Consider the following 25,130-nt stretch of genomic DNA (forward strand, 5'->3'; position numbering starts at 1 on the left):
TATGGGAAATGAAAGATATACGCCGACTGTCGCTTATTTAGGGCCGGAAGCATCATTCACGCACGTTGCGGCAAGCACTCTTTTTGGAAATTCGGGATTGATACCTCAACCTACGATACCGGATTGTATAGAGGCTGTGGCGGAAGGGCGTGTCGCCTATGCGATTGTCCCGCTTGAAAATGCGTTGGAAGGATCCGTTCCGATGACCATCGATTACTTGTTCCATGGAGCAGATTTGTTCATCAATGCTGAAATATCGATACCAATCGAACAGCATCTTATGGTCAATAAAAAGCAAGTTCCTTTTATCACTGAAATCGAATCCATCAATTCCCATCCCCATGCCCTTGCGCAATGCCATAAATATTTGCAATACCATTACCGTCGTGTCCCGCTTATCCAGACGACCTCCACGGCGGCAGCTGCCAAATATATTTCCGAAAACCCGGAAGTGAAGGTTGCGGCAATCGGAAATAAGTTGGCGGCTGAAAAATATGGTCTACATATCGCAGAGGAGAATATTCACGATTTTCATTTTAACCATACGCGATTCGTCGTATTATCCCTGCGAAAAGAAAGTTTGGAAACAAATGGCCATTCTGCAAATCTAAAAACGACATTAATGGTAAAATTACCAGAAGATGACCGTTCAGGTGTGCTGCACCAGGTTTTATCCGTTTTTGCATGGCGCAGACTCAATTTAAGTAAAATTGAATCAAGGCCATTAAAAACAGGACTTGGCAATTACTTCTTCATTATCGATGTAATGGAATCCGAAGACCACCCGATGATGAAAGGTGCGATGGAAGAACTCAGCGCACTGAATTGTACTGCTCGTTCATTCGGTTCATATTTCATATACGACCAACTACCGTCACGTCATTCAATATGACCGTGGTGGTTTTTTTATTGGGAAATAAAGTATACGCTTTTCTTAGTGTCTAGACTCCAGCGCCTAGCGCCTCGAGTCGCTTCAGTCCTTAAGTTAAAGGCAAAAAGCGCCTTTCACTTAAGGCCCTCCAGCGCTTTTCGGGTCTACCAAGGTGCCTTCCGCTTTTCTTAGTGTCTAGACTTGAGCGCCAGCCCCTCGAGTCGTTTCAGTCTTACAGAAAAGGCATAGTACGCCTTTATCTTCAAGAACTACAGCAGGGAGGGATTGAACTCCATCCCTCCTACTTGTCGGGGCTAAACGGCGTCTTCCGCTTTTCTTTAGAATAAATAACCCACTTCCGCATATACATGGCAAGAGAGGATATCTCGTTAAAGATGAGCGTCACACAGACGGGCGTCCGTTCATACGATGGATTGACGGAAGGGGGAAATTTTTAAGTGGAAGTCCATATTGTTGTAAAAGGGGATACGCTATGGAAGATTGCGCGTCAATACGGTATCCCGTTTGAAGATTTAAAGCGGGTGAATGCGCATCTTGCTAATCCAGATTATATTGTTCCTGGAATGAAAATTTTCTTGCCAAAAAGACAGCATAATGCTGAACATCCTGAAAAAGGGAAAGGGCCGGTGACGCCGCATCCTCCAAAGGGTACAAAACCGTCGCCGCCAATACCGGTGCCAAAACCACCAACATCAAAACCACCGACACCAAAGCCGCTACCAGTCCCAATACCGCCAACACCGAGACCACCAGCACCAACGCCAAGACCGCCAACACCAGTACCACCATCCAAACCAACACCACCAAAACCAGCACCACCAGCAGTACAACCAACAGTGCCAGCTCCCATACCGTTACCAACGCCAACACCAACACCAACACCAACACCAACACCAACACCAATGCCGATGCCAATGCCAATGCATCCGCCACAAACATTTGCTCATCCGATGATAGGTATTCCGTGTGGGTGGATGCCGATTTTTGACGCAGATTGTTTCCCGTTCATGCATTCGGGGCAAATCCAGGCGATGCCAAGGCAAGAACAACCGATGCACCACGCTCCTTTACCATCGACTCAATTTCCGATGTATGAACAAGAATCACCGATTTTCTCTGGCCAAGGCCCTGCAACATCTCCTTTAGAAATACCTATGGTAGAAGGGTGGCAGTTGCTCGAATCGCCTGATTTTATGTTTGAAGAGACGGCTGAAATGGTTATGCAACCAGCCGCTGAGTATTCACCAGAGTATATGTATGAAGAATCACCTGAAATTGACCTGCAACCATCTGCTCCGTGTCCACCTGGGCCGGGCTACGTACCGCAGGCTATATCACCAGCTGTACAAGGTCAATGGAATCCCGGACAATTCGGTTATCCTGCAATGCCGCAACCAGGTTATCATCAAGGGTGTGGCTGCGAGGGTCAGCACCAACAACATCGTCAGCAAATGATGGTTCCGATCTTTTATGGTCATCCATGCAATTGCCCTTCATGCATGCAACAGGCAACTCCTTATTCTGGAATGCCTCCTAATCAAGGTTCCAACTGGTTCGGAGCGTATTGACCGGCATATGGCGCTGGATGGGAAATTAGAAAAAATAAAAGATAATGTGTGGAAGTTAGAGAGTGATGGCAAGCGCTTTTCGGTGAAGCGATATCAGTCCAACTCCACCGCGATGAAAGTACAACGTGTACATGAAGCTCTTCATTCTGTTTCTTTCCCGCATATTGTAGATGTAGTGTCCCAAGAGAATCAACTGACGTTTGTTCAGCCATGGTTGGATGGTGCGAAGGCAGTCAACTTCAAGAAAAGGGCAGATCGGACGGATTCGCTTGCTGCTCTTCATGCACTTCATGAAACAAAAGCACAACTCGACTGGCACGCCTCACCCTATCTGCATCCGTACCCCCTTATCGCGAAGTGGGAAGACCGGATCAGCCGTTTCCGTGAAATTGGTGGAGAGTGTGAGGCGTATATTGGAAAAGGCCTTGTCGATGAAATCTTATTTTATGCATTGAACGCGATTAGCGCAGTGAAGAAAACTTATAAAGACAATCTGAATGGTACATTGCTTCACGGTGATGTCGTCCATCATAATATATTGCGTGATAGAGATGGCGTCATCCGTTTCATCGATTTCGATCTAGCGAGTACGGGGCCAGCCGGTACTGAAATTGCGCTCTGGATTCATCGAGTGTTGCCACAAATAGGATACGACATTGATTTTCTGTTTGATGAACAGCCGTCGCTTCGAAGACTGAATTATGCTTCCAAGACACTGCTTCTATTTCCAAATGAAATTCTTCGGGAATGGCTTCATTTCTTCACATTGTCACCGTCTGGAAGAGAAAGACAGGCGAAGCAACTGGTCCCCTTTACTGAGTCCGCACTCTCACATTGGCCAAAATTATGGTATGATGTAGAACGGATTAACACATAGGGGGTAAGGTTATGGCAGGGCATTCTAAATGGAAAAATATCCAAAACCGTAAAGGCGCACAAGATGCAAAACGCGGTAAGGTTTTCCAAAAGATGTCGAAAGAAATTTTTGTAGCCGCAAAAGCAGGCGGACCTGATGCAGAATCGAACGCATCTCTTCGTTTGGCTATTGAAAAAGCAAAAGGCGTTAATGTTCCAAACGACGTGATTAAACGTGCAGTCGATAAAGCGACGGGTGCTGGCGCGGATGAAAACTATGAGGAAGTAATCTATGAAGGATATGGTCCTGGAGGAGTGGCAGTACTTGTTTACTGCTTAACAGAAAACCGTAATCGAACTGCGCCGAATATGCGTGTCGCCTTCAGCAAAAACGGCGGTAATCTCGGTGAAAGTGGTTCGGTAGGCTATATGTTTGACCGAAAGGGACGTCTTTTCATCGAACGGACGGACAGTACTGATGAAGATGCAGTTATGATGGCGGCGCTTGAAGCAGGTGCAGATGATATTGAGTCGACAGTAGATGGCTTTGAAATTATTACGCAACCAACGGACTTTTTAACAGTGAAAGAGACCCTTGAAGCGGAAGGAATCGAATTCATTTCGGCGGACATCGAGATGATTCCTTCTATGTACACGGTCCTTAGCGAAGATGCTGAAGAGCAATTTGAAAAGATGCTCGAAGTACTCGAAAATGATGAGGACGTTCAGGATATCTACCATAATGCAGAAGACCAAGATTAATCCCTTTAAATAGGATTCATTCTAATATCCATCCACCGTTTAAGAATGGTGGATGGATATTTATTGTGATAGATGAACAGTGAAAATAATATACATATCAATCAGTAAACTAGTGTACAATCTAATTGTGTCTGTGCATCTAAAAAAAAGTAATTACGTAATAGGAGTCGTGGGAAGGTGATTTCTTTTGATTGAAACATTATTATTGAACTTTTTGTTTTTACTCTTTCCGATTCTGATTGCTGTAATTTTCATTGAAAATGGGTTAACTAATTTTAATAAATATCTGCTTATGTTACTGTCCTCTGTGACGCTCGTTTTTTGTATGGCATTCCCAATTAAATTGGAGTTAGGATATATCGTTGATTTAAGATATGTTCCGTTTATTATTGTCGCCCTTTTTGGCGGATACAAAATGGCCTTTCCACTTTATATAATTCTAAATGCGTATCGGTTCTTTATCGGTGGAGATGGGATTTTTCAGTCGCTTGCTCTCTCGACGGCGGTCCTTATTTTGGTACCGTTATTAAGTGCGAAATTTAAGCAACAAAACTCGCGATGGCGAATTTTTATTGCGATCTGCGTCACTTTTCTTACTATGACGTATTACTTTTTCACATTGAGCTTTAAATTTCCGAAACTGACAAGCGAATTTTGGTACTTGGTATTTTATACGCTTAGCACTTATCTAATGGCGACCTTTATACTAATGGCTTTAATTGAAAAAATTATTTCTAACATCAAAAGGCGCGAAATATATGTGCAAGCAGAAAGAATGAGAGACGTTAGTCATTTTTCGGCAAGTATTGCTCATGAAATCAGAAATCCACTTACTGTAACACGCGGGTTTCTCCAACTGTTAAATGAGTCCAAAACGATTAATGCCGATGAAAAAATATATATTGAATTTTCGTTGAAAGAATTAGGACGAGCAGAAACTATTGTCAGTGACTTTTTAACGTTTTCGAAACCACAATGTGAAAATATGGTTTTCTCTGATTTTGCAAAAGATATAAAGTATGTTGAGAATATTATGCAACCGTATGCGAAGAGGAATAGAGTTGAAATCCTTGTTCGTTCAACAAATACGCTGAAAGCAACATATGATGAAAATCAGATGCAGCAATGTCTCATTAATCTAGTTAAAAATGGTATCGAATCAATGCAGGATCACGGTGGCGTGCTTTATGTCGATGTGTCGGAACACAAGAAAAAAATCTTGATAAAGATTCAAGACAGTGGGAGCGGCATGACAAGAGAAGGGATTTCACAAATGGGAAAACCTTATTATTCTACAAAAACAGAAGGAACAGGCCTTGGAATGTTCATGGTTTATAGCACCATCAGGAATGTTAAAGGGGAAATTAAAGTGAAAAGTACGGTAGGGAAGGGAACAACTTTTCTGTTATACATACCTGTATAACTGTATTGATAAATAGTGTGGTAATTGCTATGATAAGTGTAATCTAGATTAATGTGAGTGAATGACCGATGACCGCCGATAAAGCGGTCATCTTTTCTTTTGCATACCAACAACCAATTAACTACGCCTGGTCATAATTATGATCACTTTTTGAATTGGGCTAGCCACTGGATACGGTGTTTTCAGTCTGAGTTCCACTAATCAGCAGGAACTTCTGAAGATTCAAGTTAAAGGTAGAAAGTGCGTTCGTATGGTATAATCGGTTCTATATATAGGGGGAGAGTAGCGTGTACGACTACATAAAAGGGCAGGTCACACGTGTGACGCCTGAACATATCACACTCGAACAGGGTGGGATTGGCTGGCTCATCATGACGCCCAATCCGTATGCTTTTCATAAAACAGAAGAAATCCAACAAGTATTTACTTATCTGCATGTACGTGAAGATATCCAGTTGCTTCTTGGATTCAAATCCTTGGAACAGCGGGAGTTGTTCAAAAAATTGATCACGGTATCCGGTATTGGTCCAAAAGGTGCCTTGGCAATACTTGCTAGCGGCGTCCCTTCACAAGTAATTGGTGCAATCGAACGGGAGGATGAAACGTTCCTTGTTCAATTTCCGGGAGTTGGGAAAAAAACGGCACGACAGATGATCCTCGATTTGAAAGGGAAGTTGTATGATCTATTTAATGCGATGGACATACCAGATGAGGATATCACACTTCTGACAATGGCGGAAAATGGTGCACTTGATGAAGCAATACTTGCACTAGAAGCACTCGGTTACTCACAGCGCGAGCTGACAAAAGTGAAACCTAAATTAGAAAAAGAAGAACTTGATACAGAAGGCTACATGAAAATGGCACTTCGGTTATTATTAAAACAGAACTAATTGTATGGATAAATTGAAGTAATGAATCCCGTGTTTAAACTAAGCGAAGTCGCCTTACAAGTGGTAGCCGTAGCGAATTCAATGGAATTCTTTATCTCAACATATATAGCAACGGCAGAAAGGGGGGCGGACAATGGAGGAACGTGTTATTTCCGGAGAAGCATCGGATTTCGATGAACGTTTTGAACAATCGCTTAGACCGCAATTTCTTAGTCAGTATATAGGACAGGAAAAAGTGAAGGAAAACCTCGGTATTTTCATCGAAGCAGCAAAAGGCCGTAGCGAAAGTTTGGATCATGTCCTATTGTATGGACCACCAGGTCTCGGTAAGACGACGCTTGCAACGGTCATTGCCAATGAGATGGACGTCAATATCCGCATGACCAGTGGCCCTGCAATTGAACGCCCTGGCGATCTCGCAGCGGTCGTTTCATCTCTCGAACCAGGGGATGTATTATTCATCGATGAAATCCATAGGCTGAACCGTACAATCGAAGAAGTGCTGTATCCTGCCATGGAAGATTTCTGTTTGGATATCGTTGTCGGAAAAGGGCCCTCTGCGCGTTCTATCCGACTTGATTTGCCGCCATTCACACTGATTGGTGCGACAACCCGTGCAGGAGCATTATCGGCGCCGCTACGTGATCGTTTCGGTGTTCCACTGCGCCTCGAGTATTACGAAGTTGCGCCGCTCAAGGAAATTGTCATTCGTAGCTCAGGCCTTTTTGAAGTAGCAATTGATGAACAGGCTGCAATAGAAATAGCACGCCGTTCTCGCGGCACCCCGCGTATTGCAAACCGACTGTTGCGCCGTGTGCGTGACTATGCACAAGTAAGAGGCAACGGGAGCATTACAATGGAAATGGCAAATGAAGCACTAGAAATGCTGCAAGTCGATTCACGTGGTCTTGATCATATTGACCATAAGTTGATTACGGGAATGATTGAGCGCTTTCGTGGCGGGCCTGTTGGAATTGATACGATATCTGCAAGTATTGGCGAGGAATCGGTAACGATTGAAGATGTCTACGAACCGTATCTCCTTCAAATCGGTTTTATCCAACGGACACCGCGTGGGCGGATTGCGACTCGTCTTGCATATGAACATTTTGGCTATCCAATTCCCGAGCACAACGATTTCTAATTCAATTATAAAGGGAGAATTTATAGACGATGGATGTAAATGATTTTGATTTCGATTTACCAGATAATCTAATAGCACAAACACCGTTACTAGACCGCACAGCAAGCCGTCTTATGGTGCTTGACCCAAAAACAGGGGAAGTAGAGCACCGTCATTTTCGTGATCTTCTCGAAGAGCTAGAGTCGGGAGATATGCTCGTACTCAATGATACGCGGGTGCTGCCTGCTCGATTAATGGGTGTGAAAGAAGATACTGGAGCCATGATTGAAGTGTTACTATTGAAGCAAACGGCAGATGACGAGTGGGAGACGCTAGCAAAACCTGCGAAACGTGTGAAACTTGGTACGATTGTCACTTTTGGTGACGGACGTCTGAAAGCAGAGTGCACGGGGATTTTGGAACAAGGTGGACGTACATTCAAATTTATCTATGACGGTATTTTTTATGAAATCCTAGATGAACTTGGGCAGATGCCACTACCACCATATATTACTGAAACGCTGGATGATCAAGCACGCTATCAGACAGTGTTCGCCAAAGAACGAGGTTCGGCAGCAGCACCAACTGCAGGACTTCATTTCACCGATGAAATCCTAGAAAGTATCCAGAATAAAGGCGTCAATATCGCATTCATTACACTGCATGTCGGTCTTGGCACATTCCGTCCAGTCAGTGCAGATACAATTGAGGATCACACGATGCATTCAGAATATTATCATGTCACTGAACAAACAGCGGATGCAATAAATGAAGCCAAAGCACAAGGTGGACGCGTCATAGGGGTCGGTACGACGTCTGCGAGAACACTAGAGACAATCGCTTCGGAAAATGCCGGTAAAATTGTGGCTTCAAGCGGCTGGACGTCGATTTTCATCTATCCAGGTTATACATTCAGTATTTTGGATGGACTATTAACCAATTTTCATTTACCTAAATCGACGTTGATCATGCTGATTTCAGCGCTAACAACTCGAGAACATATTTTAGCAGCATATAACAGGGCGGTTGAGGAAAAATATCGCTTCTTCAGCTTTGGAGATGCAATGTTCATAAAACCGTCACAAAGGAAGGAATCATAAAATGACAGCAGTTACATACGAACACATCAAAACTTGTAAACAAACCGGAGCACGTCTTGGAATCGTCCATACACCACACGGTTCATTTGAAACACCAGCATTTATGCCGGTTGGTACACAGGCAACTGTCAAAACATTATCACCTGAAGAGCTGAAAGAAGTCGGAGCAGGCATTATTTTAAGTAATACCTATCATCTGTGGCTTCGTCCGGGTCAGGATATCATTGAAGAGGCAGGCGGACTACATAAGTTCATGAACTGGGATAGACCGATTCTGACCGATTCAGGCGGTTTTCAAGTGTTTTCACTAAGCGAATTCCGTAAAATCGAAGAGGAAGGTGTCCATTTCAGACATCATTTGAACGGTAGTAAATTGTTCCTTAGCCCCGAGAAAGCGATGGAAATTCAGAATTCACTAGGCGCAGATATTATGATGGCTTTCGATGAATGTCCGCCGTTCCCTGCAACGCGTGAATATATGAAAGCTAGCGTTGAACGGACATCTAGATGGGCTGAAAGATGCCTAGGAGCACATGCACGTCCGGCAGATCAAGCACTATTCGGCATTATACAAGGTGGCGAGTTTGAGGATTTACGTGCTCAAAGTGCAAAAGATCTTGTGTCACTTGATTTCCCAGGTTATGCAATCGGCGGCTTGTCTGTTGGCGAGCCGAAAGATATTATGAACCGTATCCTTGAACACACAACACCGCTTCTACCACAGGACAAGCCGCGTTACTTGATGGGTGTAGGTTCGCCTGACTCACTTATTGACGGTGCTATCCGCGGTATAGACATGTTTGACTGTGTCCTACCGACTCGTATTGCTCGAAACGGTACGCTTATGACGAGTGAAGGACGTTTGAATATCCGCAATGCGAAATTCGAGCGTGATTTCCGTCCTCTTGATGAAAAATGTAGCTGCCATGTCTGTAAAACGTACAGCAGGGCTTATATTCGCCATCTTATCAGAGCGGATGAAACTTTCGGAATCAGGCTGACTTCTTATCATAATCTCCACTTCCTACTTAATTTAATGGAGCAAGTAAGGGATGCAATTCGCCATGATCGACTGGGAGATTTCCGTGAAGAATTTTTTGAGAGCTACGGATTTAATAAACCGAATGCAAAAAACTTTTAAATCTAGTATAATGAATCTTGATTGAAGGGGGGATATATATATGGGTTCATTAACACAACTATTGCCATTCGTTGCGATGTTCGCAGTGATGTGGTTCTTGCTAATCAGACCGGCGCAAAAGAAACAGAAAGCGACGAAGCAGATGCAAGGAGATTTGAAACGTGGAGATAAGGTCATCACAATTGGTGGCATTCACGGCACGATTGACGCTGTAGATGATTCATCGGTTTTTCTTAAAGTTTCTGAAGGCACGACACTTCAGTTCGATAGACAAGCTGTTGGCCGTGTAACAGAATCAATTTAAGTATTGTAAGAATTTGAAGAGGCGATTGGCTGAATGGGAAATTTCCCATTCAGGCAATCGCCTCTTTTTCCGTACTTAACGTGTATATAAGCAGAAGTGTAAAGGGCATCCTTTCGTAAAAGGGGTAGATCTTTATGAACGATTTATTAATTATCGGTTTTAGGACGGTATTTCTTTATGTGCTCATCTTGATCATCTTACGGATTATGGGTAAACGAGAAGTCGGCGAGCTGGGTGTAATCGATGTTGTGGTCTTCGTCTTTATGGCAGAGGTTGCTGCATTTGCACTCGATTCCCCCGACAAAGATCTGATTCAATCCGTCATACCGATGCTTATTTTACTCGTCATTCAAGTCGTTTCTTCTTATTTTTCAATGAGAAGTAAGAGGTTTAGAGATATTGTCGATGGTGAACCAACACTTATTATTAGGCACGGTAAAATAATTGAGCATGAAATGCGGAAACAACGTTATAATCTTGACGATTTATTTCAGCAACTTCGTGAACAACAGATTGGCTCTGTTCATGAAGTCTCATTCGCTTATTTGGAACCATCAGGAAATTTGTCCGTCTTTAAACACGACAGTATCCAACCTGTACTTTCGCTTATTTCCGATGGTGTTATCCAAGGTAAACATCTTGAACTTATCGATAAAACCGAAGAGTGGCTTTTAGAAGAACTACTGAACCTCGGAATAAATGATGTTGAACAGATTTTCTATTGTTCATTTGAAAATGATGGACTGAAGTTTCAGTTGAAAGAGAGTTATCAATGACTTTTCAGTAGTCTCCTGAACAGAAACAGATCACTTTTTTTAACTTGACCCGTCAAAATAAGTATCACAAGAAGGAAAACACTTGTGATTGCACATTCTGTGAATAAACCAAAATCTCCAATTGGGATGAAGATTGGTCGCATAATACAGGTCATGATAAATGAAGCATAAGGCAGAGCAAATATGGTGAAGCCGGAAGCGGTCGATTTGTTTTTCCGAAGTGTTGCTATATGAAGGAATGATGTAATAAGCACGCCAAAGCCGATCGCAAGGACTGCCCCTGTCACCTGTAAACCAGGCTGGGAAGCGAGGATGAACATGACCGCCAGTTTAGCAATACCACCATATACGGAGTTCATCATCCCTGCCTTGGCATCGCCCGTTGCTTGTAAAATTGAATAGAGCGGGCCTTGGATATAATAAAAGAAAAAAACTGGAGCAAGTAACGCCATATAGGAAGCACCCTGGGTGACATGGAATAACTTTACTGCCAAATCCTCACCGTGAATGAAAAACACAGTTGCTGCAAACGTACCTGTTAATGCGGACAGGCGGAGCGAAAGATGAATTCGTTCTTTCAGTTTTCTCGTATTATTTGATGCGACTGCTCCGCTTACGGCGGGCACTAGGACAACAGACAAGGCATATGGGATGAACGCCGGAAATAGGAGCAACGGGACAAGGACACCGGATACAATGCCGTACAACGTTGTGGCAGCTACAGCTGAAACACCTGAAAATGCGAGTGCTCGGAGGAAGATAATCGGCTCAAGGAACCAAGTGAACGTACCGAATAGGCGGCTACCAGACGATGGCAAAGCGATGGCTAGCAAAGGTTCCATTGGATAGCGCTTGAGTTTCTCCTGCTGTTTTGGTATTCGCTTCTTTTGTTGCCTATATTTGAACAATAAATAAAGGACGGATAGCATTTCCGCAAGAAGCGTAACGCCCATCGCATAAGCGGCACTCAGTGCAGTATTATCAGCTACGAGGAGATGCGGTAAAAGCCATGTGATTAGCGTGATACGGCATATTTGTTCTATGATTTGTGACCATGCGGTTTCTTCGATTCGTGCGATACCTTGGAAATATCCGCGGATCAAGCCCCCAACAGCAGCGATAGGTACGATTGCGATTCCGACATATAGTGTGGTGGATGAAGCAGAATTACCGAGAAGTGTTTCAGCTAGGTAGGGAACGAACAAAATAGAAGCTGGAATGAATACTACTGCCGTCAAGATAGTGATGAAGGAAGCTGTCTTCATAAGAGAAGGGATTTTTACGGATTGCCCTTTCGCTTCGAGTTCGGCAATCACTTTGGCTATGGCAATCGGTACACCAAGCTGAACAAGTGACAGGAAAAAGATAAAAGCGGGATAAGCGGTCATGTAGATGCCGACCGCCTCTTCGCCTGCAATCCGCATGAATTGAATCCGGAAGACGAATCCTAAAAGCTTGGTTAGGAAGACGGCAACCATCAGTACGACAGTTCCGCGGATGAATGAAGACAATTTAAACAACTCCTTCTCAATTCCGGTCATTTCGTATACACTAAACCTATGCAGAAATATCCATACTTACGACTGTCCAGGAAAGGGATGGAAAAGATGCCAAGACGATTCGGACAACTGTTCACACATATGCTGCCTGCAATTGAAAGCAAAAAGACTGAATTTCATCTGTACGGCTATACAACAGTAACCGAAGAGGACATTTGGACATTTTGCGTCCAGAAGAAATGGCGTAAAAAAAATATCGAGGACATGGGGATGCATGAAATTGCAAATGGAATCCTCAAAATCTCACCAGCAGAATATATGACGTTTACACAGATTGAAGAACAACGTGGTGCAAACTGGTTTACCGACTTGAACAGTGAAGAACTTCAAATCTTACTGACACCACATAAATCGAAAAGTGAGTTATGATAGAGTCAAACGTGACAATTTGACACATGAATGACTGTGTTTCATAATAGACATATTGTGTTTTTATAATTGTGTAGTATTCAGCGCCTAGTTGTTGCGGGGCGCTGTCGCTATTCTCGGAGTATGTACATAGATAAATGTCGTACAGTTGCACTCCATATTTAGAGGGGGAAATTGGATTATGAAAAGAAGAGGACGGATCGTAGCGTTTCTATTATTAATCGTCGTGTTTGGCTTGACGATTGGAACGACTGCGAAACCGGTAGTGAACGATGTAAAACTGGGTCTAGATTTACAGGGCGGCTTTGAAGTCCTTTATCAAGTTGAACCTTTGAAAGACGGCGCCCCAGATATAACAGAAGAAATGGTTAAAGATACAGCGAATGCACTAAGAAATCGGGTTGACGTACTTGGGGTAAGTGAACCAAGTATCCAAATCGAGTCGGGTAACCGGATTCGCGTGCAACTTGCGGGAGTCGAGGACCAAGAATCAGCTAGGGAGCTACTTTCGACTCAGGCAAATTTGACGTTCAGGGATGCCGATGACAATCTCCTTCTAGACGGAAACGACTTGAAAGAGGGGAAGGCCAAGGCTAACTTTGGCGAAAATGGTAACCCGGTTGTTACGCTTGAAATGAAATCACCGACTAAATTCGGTGAAGTGACAACATCAATCTCACAAAAAAAACCAGAGAACGTAATGGTCATCTGGTTAGACTTCATAGAAGGTGAAGATTCATTTAGAGCGGAAGTAACGAAAGAAAAACCTAAATTCGTTTCCGCACCCTATGTGGCAAACCCGATTAACTCATCAGACGTTGAAATATCGGGATCATTCTCTTTAGAAGAGACGAAAAATCTTGCTGGAATATTAAACGCAGGTGCATTACCTGTTAATCTTAAGGAAGTCTACTCGACATCAGTCGGCGCGCAGTTCGGTGAACAAGCGCTTAACAAGACAATTTTTGCGGGAGTAATCGGTATCTCGCTTATCTTCCTATTCATGCTTGTGTATTACCGCCTGCCAGGTTTTGTGGCAGTTATTACATTGTCGGTTTATATTTTCATCATTTTGCTCGTCTTCACGCTGATTAATGGTGTGCTTACGCTGCCTGGTATTGCGGCACTCATGCTCGGAGTTGGAATGGCAGTCGATGCGAATATCTTGATGTATGAACGGATACGAGAAGAATTACGTGTTGGTAAATCTATCAAGACATCGTTTATGGCTGGAGCGAAAAATTCTTTCACCGCCATTCTAGATGCTAATATCACGACGCTTCTTGCAGCAGTTGTCCTGTTTATATTCGGGACAAGCTCAGTGAAAGGCTTCGCAACAATCCTTATCATCAGTATTCTGGCCAGCTTCTTGACGGCTGTATGGGGCTCTCGTATACTCTTGGGTCTTCTCGTCGATAGTGGTGTGTTTGATGGGAAAACAGCATGGTTCGGCATTCCGAAAAGTAGGGTTCATGCACCCGAAGAAAATATTGAAACATTGGAACTGACAACGAAATTTGATCGTTTCGATTTCGTAGCTTCGCGCAAAAAATTCTATGCCATTTCAGCAGTATTGCTAATTAGTGGTGTCATTGCGCTTGGAATCTTCAAGCTGAACCTCGGTATTGATTTCTCGAGTGGTACACGTGTTGAAGTGCTTGCAGACCATCCAGTGACGAAAGATGAAATATCTACTTATCTAGATGAAATCGGGCACCCTTCAACTGATATCGTTATTTCTGGCGATACGGGGAATATGGCTGTCATGCGTTACGTAGATGAGTTTAAACAAGAAGAAGTCAACAAATTTAAAGCTGATCTTGCAAAAGAGTATGGCGAAGATCCAAATATATCAACTGTTTCACCAACAGTTGGTAAGGAACTTGCGAAAAACGCCATTAAAGCATTGCTTATTGCCATGCTTGGTATCGTTATTTACGTTGCACTTCGTTTCGAATGGCGTATGGGGGTCGCGACCATCGTCGGACTTCTCCACGATGTGTTCTTTATGGTAGCAGCAATTAGTCTTTTGCGTCTAGAAGTCGACATCACCTTCATCGCCGCCGTGTTGACGATTGTTGGTTATTCCATCAATGACACGATTGTGACATTTGACCGGATACGGGAAAATATCAACCATCGAGGTCGTATCGATGATGTAGCAGAACTGGCGGATATCGTTAACAAATCATTGCGTCAGACACTTGGACGTTCTGTAAATACGGTACTCACTGTTATCATTGTCGTAGTAGCGCTTATGCTATTCGGTGCAGAATCAATCCGGACATTCTCAATCGCACTTCTAATTGGATTGTTTGCGGGAACTTATTCATCGATTTTCATCTCAGCTCAAATCTGGTTTGATCTGAAGAAACGTGAAATCAATGAAAAAGGTGCCATTAAAGTCGAAGACAAGAAGAAACAATGGGGTTCAGACGAACCTATCGTTTAACACCTATTATGATAAGTTTCGGTTATTCATGGAACAGGGTATACTTTATGTATACTCTGTTCTATTTTTTTCTTAATGAAAGGGGAAAACTATATGAAGTTTCAATGGAATTTGTTGCTAGGTCTATTATTCGCCATTATTATCGCCATCTTTGCTGTCTTTAATGTTGACGCGGTACAAGTCAATTATGTGTTTGGCAAAGCACAGTGGCCACTCGTTCTTGTTATTTTAGGTGCAGCTCTTCTTGGTGCTGTAGTCAGCGGGTTTGTCGCGATGTTCCTGTCATTTCAATCAAGCCGCCGCATAAAAGAACTTATGAAAGAAATGACTACCAAAGAGCTTACAATTGCAGCACAACAGAATGAAATTGCGGAACTGCAAAAGTACACAGCCTTACCATCCAATGATGAAGTAATTATCGAAAATAAAAATGTATAAGCAAAGAGCGTCTTCCAGCTATTAATACAGGGAAGATGCTCTTTTTTGTTAACGAATTTAGTGTAGACTTCTACTTCAGGGAATTTTAGCAGTCTTTTCTTTTAGAGTCGGAGCCCATCCGTTATAATGAATGTAAGGATGTGAAGGAATTTGATCGAATCAATGAAAAGATGGAAAGTGGAACGGCCGGATGAAGAAATTGTAGCAATGTTGATAAAGGATCTCGGTATTTCATCTGTCCAGGCAAAAATACTTACTTCAAGGGGAATAATAGATTCCGGAGTGGCAAAAGATTTTTTACATATGGATGCATCTAGCATGCATGACCCTTTTTTACTATATGATATGGACAAAGCGGTGTCGCTCATAACAACAGCAATCGCTTCAGATAAAAAGATTGCTGTTTATGGCGATTATGACGGTGATGGTGTGACGAGTGTGACGGTCCTTACAACGGCTTTGGAGCGAATGGGTGCAGATGTGTTCTATGCGATACCCAATCGGTTCCAGCACGGCTATGGACCGAATAAAGACCTTTTTTTGGAGCTATACGAAAAAGGGGCCTCGCTTATTATTACTGTCGACAATGGCATTTCGGGTGTTGATGAAATTGCATATGCGAAATCACTCGGAATGGACATCATCATTACAGACCACCATGAAATCGGAGAAGTGTTACCAGCAGCAGATGCCATCATCCATCCTCGACATCCAGAAGGGGAGTATCCGTTCGGAGAGCTTGCTGGGGTTGGTGTAGCATTCAAACTTGCGTGCGCATTACTTGAAGATGTTCCGGAAGACTTATTTGAACTTGTTGCTATCGGGACAGTTGCAGATTTAGTTCCGCTTCGCGATGAAAACAGATATTTCGTCAAAGAGGGCATCAGGCAGATGCGTGTTTCAAAACGTCCTGCAATCCAGGCGCTCGCACGCATCGCTAGCACTGAACAAGCAACACTTTCAGAGGAGTCAATCGGATTTATGATTGGGCCTCGTCTGAACGCAGCTGGGCGTCTAGGCGATGCTACCCCGGCAGTTCAACTATTGAAGACAGAAGACGCAACGCTTGCGACAACATTGGCAAAAGAACTTGATACGCTGAATAAAGAACGACAAGCGATTGTAGCTGAAATAGCTAAAGAAGCGGAAGACATGATATTGAAAATGTATGGTGATACAGTTCCGCTCGTCTTCGTTATCGGAGGAGAAGGTTGGAATTCAGGTGTGGTGGGAATTGTAGCATCAAGATTAACTGAGAAATATTACCGTCCGTCAATTGTCTTGTCGATTGACAGGGAAACAGGAATTGCGAAAGGGTCTGCAAGAAGTATTGCTGGTTTTGATATGTTTGCCGAGCTATCCAAAAATGCGCAGCTTCTACCTCACTTTGGAGGTCATCAGATGGCGGCGGGAATGTCTCTTGCAGTGACAGACGTTGTTACGCTACGTGAAAACCTGAATAAACAGGCAGTTGAGGTGTTGACTGAAGAAATGTTGACGCCTGAAGTTCGTATCGATGTTCCACTGTCAATTAGTGAAATTGATGTTAGCGTTTTGGAATCGCTAGAACTGCTGCGTCCATTTGGAATGGCTTTTGAAAAGCCTGTTTATATGATCGAAGATATTACAGCCACGACTGTGCGGAAAATTGGTGCGGCAAAGAATCATATGAAGCTGGAATTAGCGGATGAGGGCGTTTCACTTGATGCCATTGGATTCGGACTGGGTCCTATTGCGGACCAACTGACACCAGGTGTAAAGTTGTCGGTTACGGGCGATTTGCAGGTGAATGAATGGAATGGTAATAAGAAGCCACAGTTATTAATCAGCGATATCCGTTCAGATGATTGGCAACTGTTCGATTTGCGTGGCGTACGCGAAGCAACAAGATGGCTGCCAACCATTCCGTTAGACGATACTGTGTTTGTTGCTTTCCATGAACAAACGGTGACACATTTTCAATCATCCATGAAGGGGATTGTTATTACTCTATTTGGACAAGAAGCAATAACTAAGGCTGAAAATCTCGTCCTTCTGGATATACCGGATGAAGTTATCCAACTTGAAGAACTTGTAGGTACTGTCCATCCAGACCGCGTCTATGCACATTTCCATGCATCCGAATCAAGGTATTTTGATGGGATTCCTGATCGTGAGCAGTTTGGCTGGTATTACAGTTTCTTGAAAAAACGTGAGAAATTTGACTTCGTTACGAACGGAGCTCAGCTCACAAAACATAAAGCGTGGAAAAAAGATACGGTTTATTTCATGTCAAAGGTGTTTTCTGAGCTTGGATTTGTTAAGATTGAAGATGGTTTTGTTTCCGTTCAGGAAACAGCCGGTAAACGCGATTTGACGGAAGCACCAGCTTATAAAGAGCGCGAACGTCAAATTGAGCTTGAGAAAAGACTGCTATATGCGCCTTATATGGAATTGAAACAATGGTTCGATACTGTGCGAAATGGAATTGTCGACAGGGAGGAACACTAATGGATTTGAAAGAATATGTGACGATTGTACCGGATTATCCGAAAAAGGGAATCAGCTTTAAGGATATTTCAACAATCATGGATAATGGTCAAGCTTATAAATTTGCAACAGATGAAATTGTTAAGTTTGCGAAAGAGGTTAATACTGATATAATTGTTGGCCCTGAAGCGCGTGGATTTATCATTGGTTGCCCAGTTGCCTATGCACTGGAAGTAGGATTTGCTCCTGTCCGTAAACCCGGAAAGTTGCCAAGAGAAACAATTGAAGTCGAATATGATCTTGAATATGGAAAAGATACATTAACAATTCACAAAGATGCCATAAAGCCTGGTCAACGTGTATTGATTGTCGATGATCTTCTTGCGACAGGCGGTACGGTGGGAGCGACAGTCGAGCTAGTTGAAAAACTAGGCGGAGTTGTTGCGGGCTGTGCGTTTATCATAGAGTTATCGTATTTAAGCGGTCGTGAAAAATTGCAAGGTTATGACATGCGTTCACTGATCACATATTGAAAAAGGTCCTCCGCGATAATAAGCGGGGGATCTTTTCATATGTTCAGAATGAAGGTGCGAACCACTTTTCCATATACTAACCCTTTACACGAGCATGTATTTATACATACAATAGGTAATACAATCATTTTTGCGGATAAAGTCGGAAGGGGTAATCGTATGGCGAAAAATCGTGACATGACGGCGGAAGAAATATTCACACTTGTTGCCTCTTATATGAATGAAGAACATGTTGAGTTCGTCAAAAAAGCATATGAGGCAGCGAAAACTGCACACGAAGGACAGCATAGAAGTTCAGGTGAGGTATATATTATTCACCCTGTCCAAGTAGCGGGTATTCTTGCCGAATTGGAAATGGACCCTTCGACAGTTGCAGCTGGGTTTCTACACGACGTTGTGGAAGATACAGACATCAGCAGGGACGACATCATCCGAGATTTTGGAGAAGAAGTGGCAATGCTTGTCGATGGTGTGACGAAACTCGAAAAATTACAATATAAATCCAAAGAAGAGAAACAGGCAGAAAATCATCGTAAAATGTTCGTAGCAATGGCTCAGGATATCCGTGTCATACTTATTAAATTAGCGGACCGGCTCCATAATATGCGAACGTTAAAACATGTCCCGGAAGAAAAACAGCGCCGGGTTGCAGCTGAAACGCTGGAAATCTTCGCACCACTTGCCCATCGTTTAGGTATATCGGCTATTAAATGGGAATTGGAAGATACAGCATTACGTTATTTGAACCCACAGCAATATTATCGAATTGTCAATATGATGAAGCGCAAACGCGTCGAACGAGAAAACTATTTAGTAAACGTTATGGAGCAAATCAAGACGGAAATTGGAGAGATGGAAATTGACGCTGATCTTTCAGGACGTCCAAAACATCTATATTCGATTTACCGCAAGATGGTTATCCAAAAGAAAGAATTCAATGAGATTTATGACCTTCTGGCTGTCAGAATTCTCGTTTCAAGTATTAAAGATTGCTATGCGGTTCTTGGTATCATTCACACATTATGGAAGCCGATGCCTGGCAGATTCAAAGATTATATTGCGATGCCAAAACAGAATCTGTATCAGTCGTTGCATACGACCGTAGTAGGGCCGGCTGGCGATCCGCTTGAGGTACAAATTCGGACCGAAGAGATGCACAAAATTGCTGAATTCGGAGTTGCAGCACACTGGGCCTATAAAGAAGGAAAAACGGTAGCCGAAACCCCAAGTAATATTGATTCGAAATTGACTTGGTTCAGAGAGATACTCGAATTTCAAAACGAATCATCTAACGCTGAAGAATTTATGGAATCACTTAAATTCGATTTATTCTCGGACATGGTCTATGTCTTTACGCCGGACGGAGACGTTATTGAACTGCCGGCAAGTTCAGTCCCCATCGATTTTGCCTACCGTGTCCACTCAGAAATTGGGAATCGGACAATAGGTGCAAAAGTGAATGGAAAAATGGTCCCGCTTGATACTGAATTGTTTACGGGAGATATTATTGAAATTTTGACATCGAAGCAATCGCTTGGACCAAGCCGTGATTGGTTAAAACTTGCCAATACATCGCAGGCGAAAAATAAAATCCGGCAGTTTTTCAAGAAACAACTCCGGGAAGAAAACATCCTAAAAGGCCGAGAAATGATTGAAAAAGAAATAAAATCACAAGAGTTTGATGTGAAAGAAGTACTAACACAGGAAAATATTAAACGCACAATCGAAAAATTCAGCTTCACTTCCGAAGATGATATGTATGGAGCTGTTGGGTTCAATGGTATAACCGCTCAGCAGGTAGTTAATCGTCTTGCTGAAAAGTTACGGAAAGTACGTGAACAGCAAGATACAATTGACAAAATCGTTTCAGACATGAAATCCCCTCAACCGGAAAAAATGACTGAATCAGGTGTCATTGTTAAAGGAATCGACAATTTGCTAATTAGGTTATCGAAGTGTTGTAATCCAGTCCCAGGTGATGAGATTGTAGGATTCATCACAAAAGGTCGCGGTGTTTCCGTCCATCGTACCGACTGCCCTAATATTGTGGTCGAAGATGATGAGCATGATCGAATTATCGACGTCGAATGGGCGATAGGGCCTTCTAGTTCAAGGAAAGAGTTCCTGGTCGATATAGAAGTGTCAGCTTTTGATCGACAAGGGTTGTTGAATGAAGTGATGATGGTTGTCGCCGATACGAAAACACCGATGGTTGCGGTCAGTGGCAAAGCGGACCGAGACAAAATCGCCCGCATTCATATGACGATTAAAATTATGGATATTGCACATTTGCAAAGAATTGTTGATCGGATTAAACAAATCCGTGATATCTATTCTGTAGAACGTGTCATTAATTGATTGGAAGGTGTAACAGATGAAAGTTGTGTTGCAACGATCGGGTCCAGCTGCTGTCCGTGTCGATGGGGAGACAACGGGTTCAATTGATAAGGGCTACGTGCTCCTTGTTGGTGTAACTCACTCGGATAGCGAAGAAGACGCTGCTTATCTTGCGAAGAAAATTGCAGGCCTTCGTTTATGGGAAGATACGGAGGGGAAGATGAACCATTCAATCCTTGAGGTAGGTGGGGATATTCTTTCAGTATCCCAGTTTACTTTGTTCGGAGACGTGAAAAAGGGACGTCGCCCAAGCTTCATTGAAGCGGCAAGACCCGAACAGGCAAAACCGCTTTGGGAATTCTTCAACCAAAAATTAGAAGAAGAAGGCTTGAAAGTTCAAACCGGTGTTTTTGGCGCAATGATGGATGTCGAGCTTGTTAACGATGGGCCAGTAACGATTATTTTAGACTCGAAATGACATGGAAAAGGACCTTCCTCAATACCTGGGAAGGTCCTTTATGTTTTTGGAGAGTGTTTGGTATGTCCTTTTCTATTCAGTGCGTGGTGGCAGTAACTGGCACCACGCATTTTTCTTCATACTACTAGTGATTGTATTCTATACAAACTAAGTGAAGGCGCCTTCCAAGGGGTAGCCGAAGCCCTAAGACCGGCGGCGAAGCTGCTTGGCTTGGCTTGGCTTGGCTTAGAGCGAGAGGCATCCCCGAGCGCCGTAACGAATTCAATGGGATTCTTTATCTCAACATTTCTAGTTAATTAGCATTGAAATAGTCGAGAAGCCCTTGATATATACCATGCGTCGCACGTTCACGGAACATGTCGCTTGTGACCGTTCGTTCCTCAGCAGAATTCGATAGGAAACCTAGTTCAATCAGAATAGCATTTTGCCTATTCTCACGAAGAACTAGGAAATCGCCAGGCTGTGATCCTCGGTTACGCAAATTCACTGATGAGGCAAGCCCGTCATTAACCGAAGAAGCAAGTGCTTGTTGATGTGCGTGTGAGTAATACGTCGTAAAGCCCGCTACGCTAGAATCGGGATTGGCATCATAATGGAGACTGATGAATGCATCCGCAGCATGCTGATTACTGATAGCGACTCGTTTTCTCAACGATACATAAGTGTCTGTTTCACGAGTTGTGATCACATTCGCGCCAGCAGCTTTTAATTTAGCTGCTAATAATTCAGAAGTAAGAATTGTAATGTCCTTTTCGTCTGTTCCACGGGCTCCTGTTGTGCCGCGGTCATTACCGCCGTGTCCAGGATCAATCACGATAGTAAGCCCCTTTAAAGTGCCGGCAACCCGTGGGATTGATTCTTTCATAACGGGTTCTGTCAATAGTGCCTCGTCGCCCGTAGAGACTACCCATGTAGCAATAAATGCAGAAGCCCCTGTCGGTAAAGAAATTTCATACCAGTCGCCATCTTGTTTAACAATTGGAAACTTTTCTCCTGCATCTGCTCGAGCGGCAATCTGTGAAGAAGTCGTAGCGGCTTCACGGATATTCGTCCCATTTGATAGGATGGTAACCGTTCCTAAATTTGAGCTTTCGGAAGTCTGATTGCCATTGGATGTCAGCGTGCCGTGGAATGAGTAGACCCAACCCAATTCGTTATCATCTAATGAAATTTGTACCCAATTGCCATTGACTACCTTAACGTCATACGATTCACCTTGACGGATGAGTCCTACTCGTTTGGAGGTAAGGTCTGCATTTTTTCTGACGTTGAGTGCTTCAACTGAAACGGTAAATGACTCGGGTGTTGCGGCTTGATTGGTTGTCAGTGGTTCAGTTTGATCTGCCACCGGTGTAATATAATCTGTATGTACCCAACCGCTTGTGCCGTTAAATGTAATGGAAGTCCATTCACCATCATTTCCAGTGGCAATTGCTTCGTCCCCAGCGGCCATCCGACCAAGTACTGCTGAATTGGTGGAAGGACTGGATCTCACATTTAACTGACTGACGCGTGAAACGACTGCGGTACTTGTCCCAGTAGCTTGATCTGCGGAAGCAGTTAGCCAAGATGCAATCCATCCAGAACCGTTGCCATGCTGGATTTGGTACCAGTCTCCAGAAACAGCAATAACGTCTACCCGATCACCCTGTTTTAGCGAGCCGATTACAGCAGAAGTAAGCCCGGCACCGGACCGGATGTGTACGGATTTTGCATCAACGACGACTGAATTCGTATTAGCGTAAGTCGTTGGAATGTCGTGGAATACGCTGAATAAAAGTATGAATGCGATCATCCATTTGCTCATTTTTGACAAAATATCATACCCCCTACAGTCCATTGTAGAAGTTTTCACTACAAAAAACTACAATTAATCGAAAAAGGTTGACACTATGACGCAGAATCATTAAGATGATGATTAATTAACAATTTAACTCACACGGATAGTACGTGTTATATTTATGCCAACGACATGGAAAGTAATTGTATAATTGACTGACAAGAGAGGGACGGACGTGGCTGAAATCCATCCTACAGTGATTTACAATGAATAACACCATCGAGGCTCTGTGCTGAACGATTTCTAATTCAGTAAGTACAGACGGAACCGGCCGTTATCCGGTTTTAGAGTGGGCGCAAACTTTTGCGTCAATTTGGGTGGAACCGCGGAAGCTATAAAGGCTCTCGTCCCTTGCATAGGCAAGGGATGGGGGGCTTTTTTTGTGTACCGACTAAGCGTGTCTAGGCTTCGGCGTGCCTACAGGAAGTAGGTTATGCAGTGGATAGGGATTGAACTTCATCCCTCTTAGTTGCTACAGGTCGTGGTGTACTTAGACTGCAATTCTTATTTAGGAAGGGGAATTTATATGATTTTCAAAGTGCCAAGAGGAACTCAGGATATTTTGCCGTCTGAAACATGGAAATGGCAGCAAGCAGAAAAAATCATTAACGAAGTATGCGATATCTACCGTTATAAAGAAATCCGTACACCGATATTTGAACAAACGGAATTATTTCAACGTCTCGTAGGTGAGACAACTGATGTCGTTCAAAAAGAGATGTATACCTTTACGGATAAAGGCGATCGTTCAATGACGCTACGACCTGAAGGAACTGCAGCTGTCGTACGCTCTTTCGTGGAGAATAAAATGTTTGGTTACCCGGATCAGCCTGTAAAGCTTTTTTACACAGGTCCAATGTTTCGTTATGAGCGTCAGCAAGCAGGACGTTACCGTCAATTCGTTCAATTTGGAGCAGAAGCAATTGGCAGTGCAGATCCTGCGATTGACGCAGAAGTGATTGCGTTGGCACTGGATGTTTATAAGCGTGTGGGATTGACAAAGTTGAAACTTGTTATTAACTCGCTAGGGGATACAGAGTGCAGAATAGCGCACCGCGAAGCGCTTATTGCGCACTTCAATCCGCATATAGGGGAATTCTGTTCTGATTGTCAATCTAGATTGGAAAAAAATCCACTACGCATATTAGATTGTAAAGTCGATAAAGGCAATCCGCTCATTGCTTCAGCACCATCCTTAGCTGACTATTTGAATGAAACGTCTGCTCAATACTTTGCAGATGTAAAAGGTTATCTCGACGATGCAGGGATTTCTTATGAGGTCGATGCAAATCTTGTGCGTGGCCTTGATTATTATAATCACACGGCATTTGAAATTATGAGCACTTCGGAAGGATTCGGAGCGATTACGACTTTGTGCGGCGGTGGTAGATACAATGGTCTCGCTGAGGAAATCGGTGGACCTTCTGCACCAGGTATCGGTTTTGCGATGAGTATTGAGCGTTTACTTCTTGCGATGGCTGCTGAAGGGAAATCGTTTGAAGCTGAGCCAGTACTTGACGTTTATATCGTTACTCTTGGGGAAACAGCACGTCGTCCAGGCTTTAAATTGCTTGGTGCACTTCGAGAAGCTGGTATTCGGTCGGATATGGATTATATGGACCGGAAAATGAAAGCGCAAATGAAATCGGCAGATAGATTGAATGCACGGACAGTCGTACTAATCGGTGAAGATGAAGTAGCGGAAGGCGTTGCTTTATTGAAAAATATGGCTGACGGGGCGCAAGTAAAAGTTCCTGTTGCTGAACTGGTTCAAAAACTTAAAGAAACATTGATTGGCTAAAGAGAGGCGGATGAAGG

At 43.3% G+C, this 25,130-nt stretch carries 21 protein-coding genes and 1 other annotated feature; of the genes, 19 read left to right on the forward strand and 2 right to left on the reverse strand.

From position 1 onward, the window contains the following. Position 1 precedes the first annotated feature (1 nt). The 11 genes from pheA to AZE41_RS08825 all read left to right on the forward strand — a co-directional run bounded on the left by pheA (position 2) and on the right by AZE41_RS08825 (position 10,837). Positions 2-892, forward strand: a complete 891-nt coding sequence (gene pheA / locus AZE41_RS08775) for a prephenate dehydratase (protein WP_067208171.1) — start codon at positions 2-4, stop codon at positions 890-892. A gap of 437 nt (positions 893-1,329) precedes the next feature. Further along, entirely contained in the window at positions 1,330-2,460 is a 1,131-nt protein-coding gene (locus AZE41_RS23050; protein ID WP_067208174.1) for a LysM peptidoglycan-binding domain-containing protein, read from the forward strand. Positions 2,461-2,467: 7 nt separating this feature from the next. Then, complete coding sequence (locus tag AZE41_RS08785; protein ID WP_067208177.1) at positions 2,468-3,337, forward strand: phosphotransferase; 870 nt, start codon at positions 2,468-2,470, stop codon at positions 3,335-3,337. An 11-nt stretch (positions 3,338-3,348) separates the two neighbouring features. After that, the gene (locus AZE41_RS08790; RefSeq protein ID WP_067208179.1) at positions 3,349-4,077 is read left to right on the forward strand and encodes a YebC/PmpR family DNA-binding transcriptional regulator; all 729 of its coding nucleotides are present in this window, start codon (positions 3,349-3,351) and stop codon (positions 4,075-4,077) included. A 187-nt stretch (positions 4,078-4,264) separates the two neighbouring features. After that, entirely contained in the window at positions 4,265-5,500 is a 1,236-nt protein-coding gene (locus AZE41_RS08795; protein WP_067208181.1) for an ATP-binding protein, read from the forward strand. A 287-nt stretch (positions 5,501-5,787) separates the two neighbouring features. After that, positions 5,788-6,393 (forward strand): Holliday junction branch migration protein RuvA, encoded by a 606-nt coding sequence (ruvA, locus tag AZE41_RS08800; protein WP_067208183.1) that lies wholly within the window; start codon positions 5,788-5,790, stop codon positions 6,391-6,393. Between the two features lie 133 nt (positions 6,394-6,526). Next, positions 6,527-7,537 carry a Holliday junction branch migration DNA helicase RuvB gene (gene ruvB, locus AZE41_RS08805; protein ID WP_067208186.1) on the forward strand — a complete coding sequence of 337 codons (1,011 nt, stop codon included), beginning with the start codon at positions 6,527-6,529 and terminating at the stop codon, positions 7,535-7,537. Between the two features lie 29 nt (positions 7,538-7,566). Next, positions 7,567-8,616, forward strand: coding sequence for a tRNA preQ1(34) S-adenosylmethionine ribosyltransferase-isomerase QueA (gene queA, locus AZE41_RS08810; protein ID WP_067208188.1), 1,050 nt, complete (start codon positions 7,567-7,569; stop codon positions 8,614-8,616). Between the two features lies 1 nt (position 8,617). Continuing rightward, positions 8,618-9,757: a tRNA guanosine(34) transglycosylase Tgt gene (gene tgt / locus AZE41_RS08815; RefSeq protein ID WP_067208191.1), complete on the forward strand. Its 1,140-nt coding sequence runs from the start codon at positions 8,618-8,620 to the stop codon at positions 9,755-9,757. A 40-nt stretch (positions 9,758-9,797) separates the two neighbouring features. Beyond that, a complete protein-coding gene (gene yajC, locus AZE41_RS08820) occupies positions 9,798-10,061 on the forward strand; it encodes a preprotein translocase subunit YajC (RefSeq protein WP_067208193.1) in 264 nt (87 codons plus the stop codon). A gap of 134 nt (positions 10,062-10,195) precedes the next feature. Next, positions 10,196-10,837 carry a DUF421 domain-containing protein gene (locus AZE41_RS08825; protein WP_067208196.1) on the forward strand — a complete coding sequence of 214 codons (642 nt, stop codon included), beginning with the start codon at positions 10,196-10,198 and terminating at the stop codon, positions 10,835-10,837. Here AZE41_RS08825 and AZE41_RS08830 read toward each other — a convergent pair. Then, a complete protein-coding gene (locus AZE41_RS08830) occupies positions 10,831-12,348 on the reverse strand; it encodes a putative polysaccharide biosynthesis protein (RefSeq protein ID WP_067208198.1) in 1,518 nt (505 codons plus the stop codon). The genes AZE41_RS08825 and AZE41_RS08830 overlap by 7 nt on opposite strands. A 96-nt stretch (positions 12,349-12,444) precedes the next feature. Here AZE41_RS08830 and AZE41_RS08835 point away from each other — a divergent pair, with 96 nt between their 5' ends. From AZE41_RS08835 to dtd, 7 genes are all read left to right on the forward strand, one after another. Beyond that, positions 12,445-12,765 carry a post-transcriptional regulator gene (locus AZE41_RS08835; RefSeq protein ID WP_067208200.1) on the forward strand — a complete coding sequence of 107 codons (321 nt, stop codon included), beginning with the start codon at positions 12,445-12,447 and terminating at the stop codon, positions 12,763-12,765. Between the two features lie 181 nt (positions 12,766-12,946). Beyond that, entirely contained in the window at positions 12,947-15,217 is a 2,271-nt protein-coding gene (gene secDF, locus AZE41_RS08840; protein ID WP_067208203.1) for a protein translocase subunit SecDF, read from the forward strand. A gap of 93 nt (positions 15,218-15,310) precedes the next feature. Continuing rightward, positions 15,311-15,655 (forward strand): LapA family protein, encoded by a 345-nt coding sequence (locus tag AZE41_RS08845; RefSeq protein ID WP_067208205.1) that lies wholly within the window; start codon positions 15,311-15,313, stop codon positions 15,653-15,655. A gap of 150 nt (positions 15,656-15,805) precedes the next feature. After that, the gene (gene recJ, locus AZE41_RS08850; protein ID WP_067208208.1) at positions 15,806-18,145 is read left to right on the forward strand and encodes a single-stranded-DNA-specific exonuclease RecJ; all 2,340 of its coding nucleotides are present in this window, start codon (positions 15,806-15,808) and stop codon (positions 18,143-18,145) included. Continuing rightward, the gene (locus AZE41_RS08855) at positions 18,145-18,657 is read left to right on the forward strand and encodes an adenine phosphoribosyltransferase (protein WP_067208211.1); all 513 of its coding nucleotides are present in this window, start codon (positions 18,145-18,147) and stop codon (positions 18,655-18,657) included. Before recJ ends, AZE41_RS08855 begins: the two co-directional genes overlap by 1 nt. A gap of 159 nt (positions 18,658-18,816) precedes the next feature. Next, on the forward strand, positions 18,817-21,015 hold the full coding sequence (locus AZE41_RS08860; protein WP_067208213.1) for a RelA/SpoT family protein: 2,199 nt from the start codon (positions 18,817-18,819) through the stop codon (positions 21,013-21,015). 16 nt (positions 21,016-21,031) lie between these two features. Further along, positions 21,032-21,472 carry a D-aminoacyl-tRNA deacylase gene (dtd, locus tag AZE41_RS08865; protein ID WP_067208216.1) on the forward strand — a complete coding sequence of 147 codons (441 nt, stop codon included), beginning with the start codon at positions 21,032-21,034 and terminating at the stop codon, positions 21,470-21,472. A gap of 292 nt (positions 21,473-21,764) precedes the next feature. On the opposite strand, the gene AZE41_RS08870 is transcribed toward dtd, so the two are convergent. Further along, positions 21,765-23,279, reverse strand: a complete 1,515-nt coding sequence (locus tag AZE41_RS08870) for an N-acetylmuramoyl-L-alanine amidase family protein (RefSeq protein WP_082786811.1) — start codon at positions 23,277-23,279, stop codon at positions 21,765-21,767. Positions 23,280-23,430: 151 nt separating this feature from the next. Beyond that, positions 23,431-23,667: a binding site (T-box leader), on the forward strand. Positions 23,668-23,838: 171 nt separating this feature from the next. Between AZE41_RS08870 and hisS the strand changes: the two genes are divergently transcribed. After that, complete coding sequence (hisS, locus tag AZE41_RS08875) at positions 23,839-25,113, forward strand: histidine--tRNA ligase (RefSeq protein WP_067208221.1); 1,275 nt, start codon at positions 23,839-23,841, stop codon at positions 25,111-25,113. Positions 25,114-25,130: the final 17 nt, after the last annotated feature.

This window comes from Sporosarcina psychrophila (genome assembly GCF_001590685.1).
GTDB classification, from domain to species: domain Bacteria; phylum Bacillota; class Bacilli; order Bacillales_A; family Planococcaceae; genus Sporosarcina; species Sporosarcina psychrophila.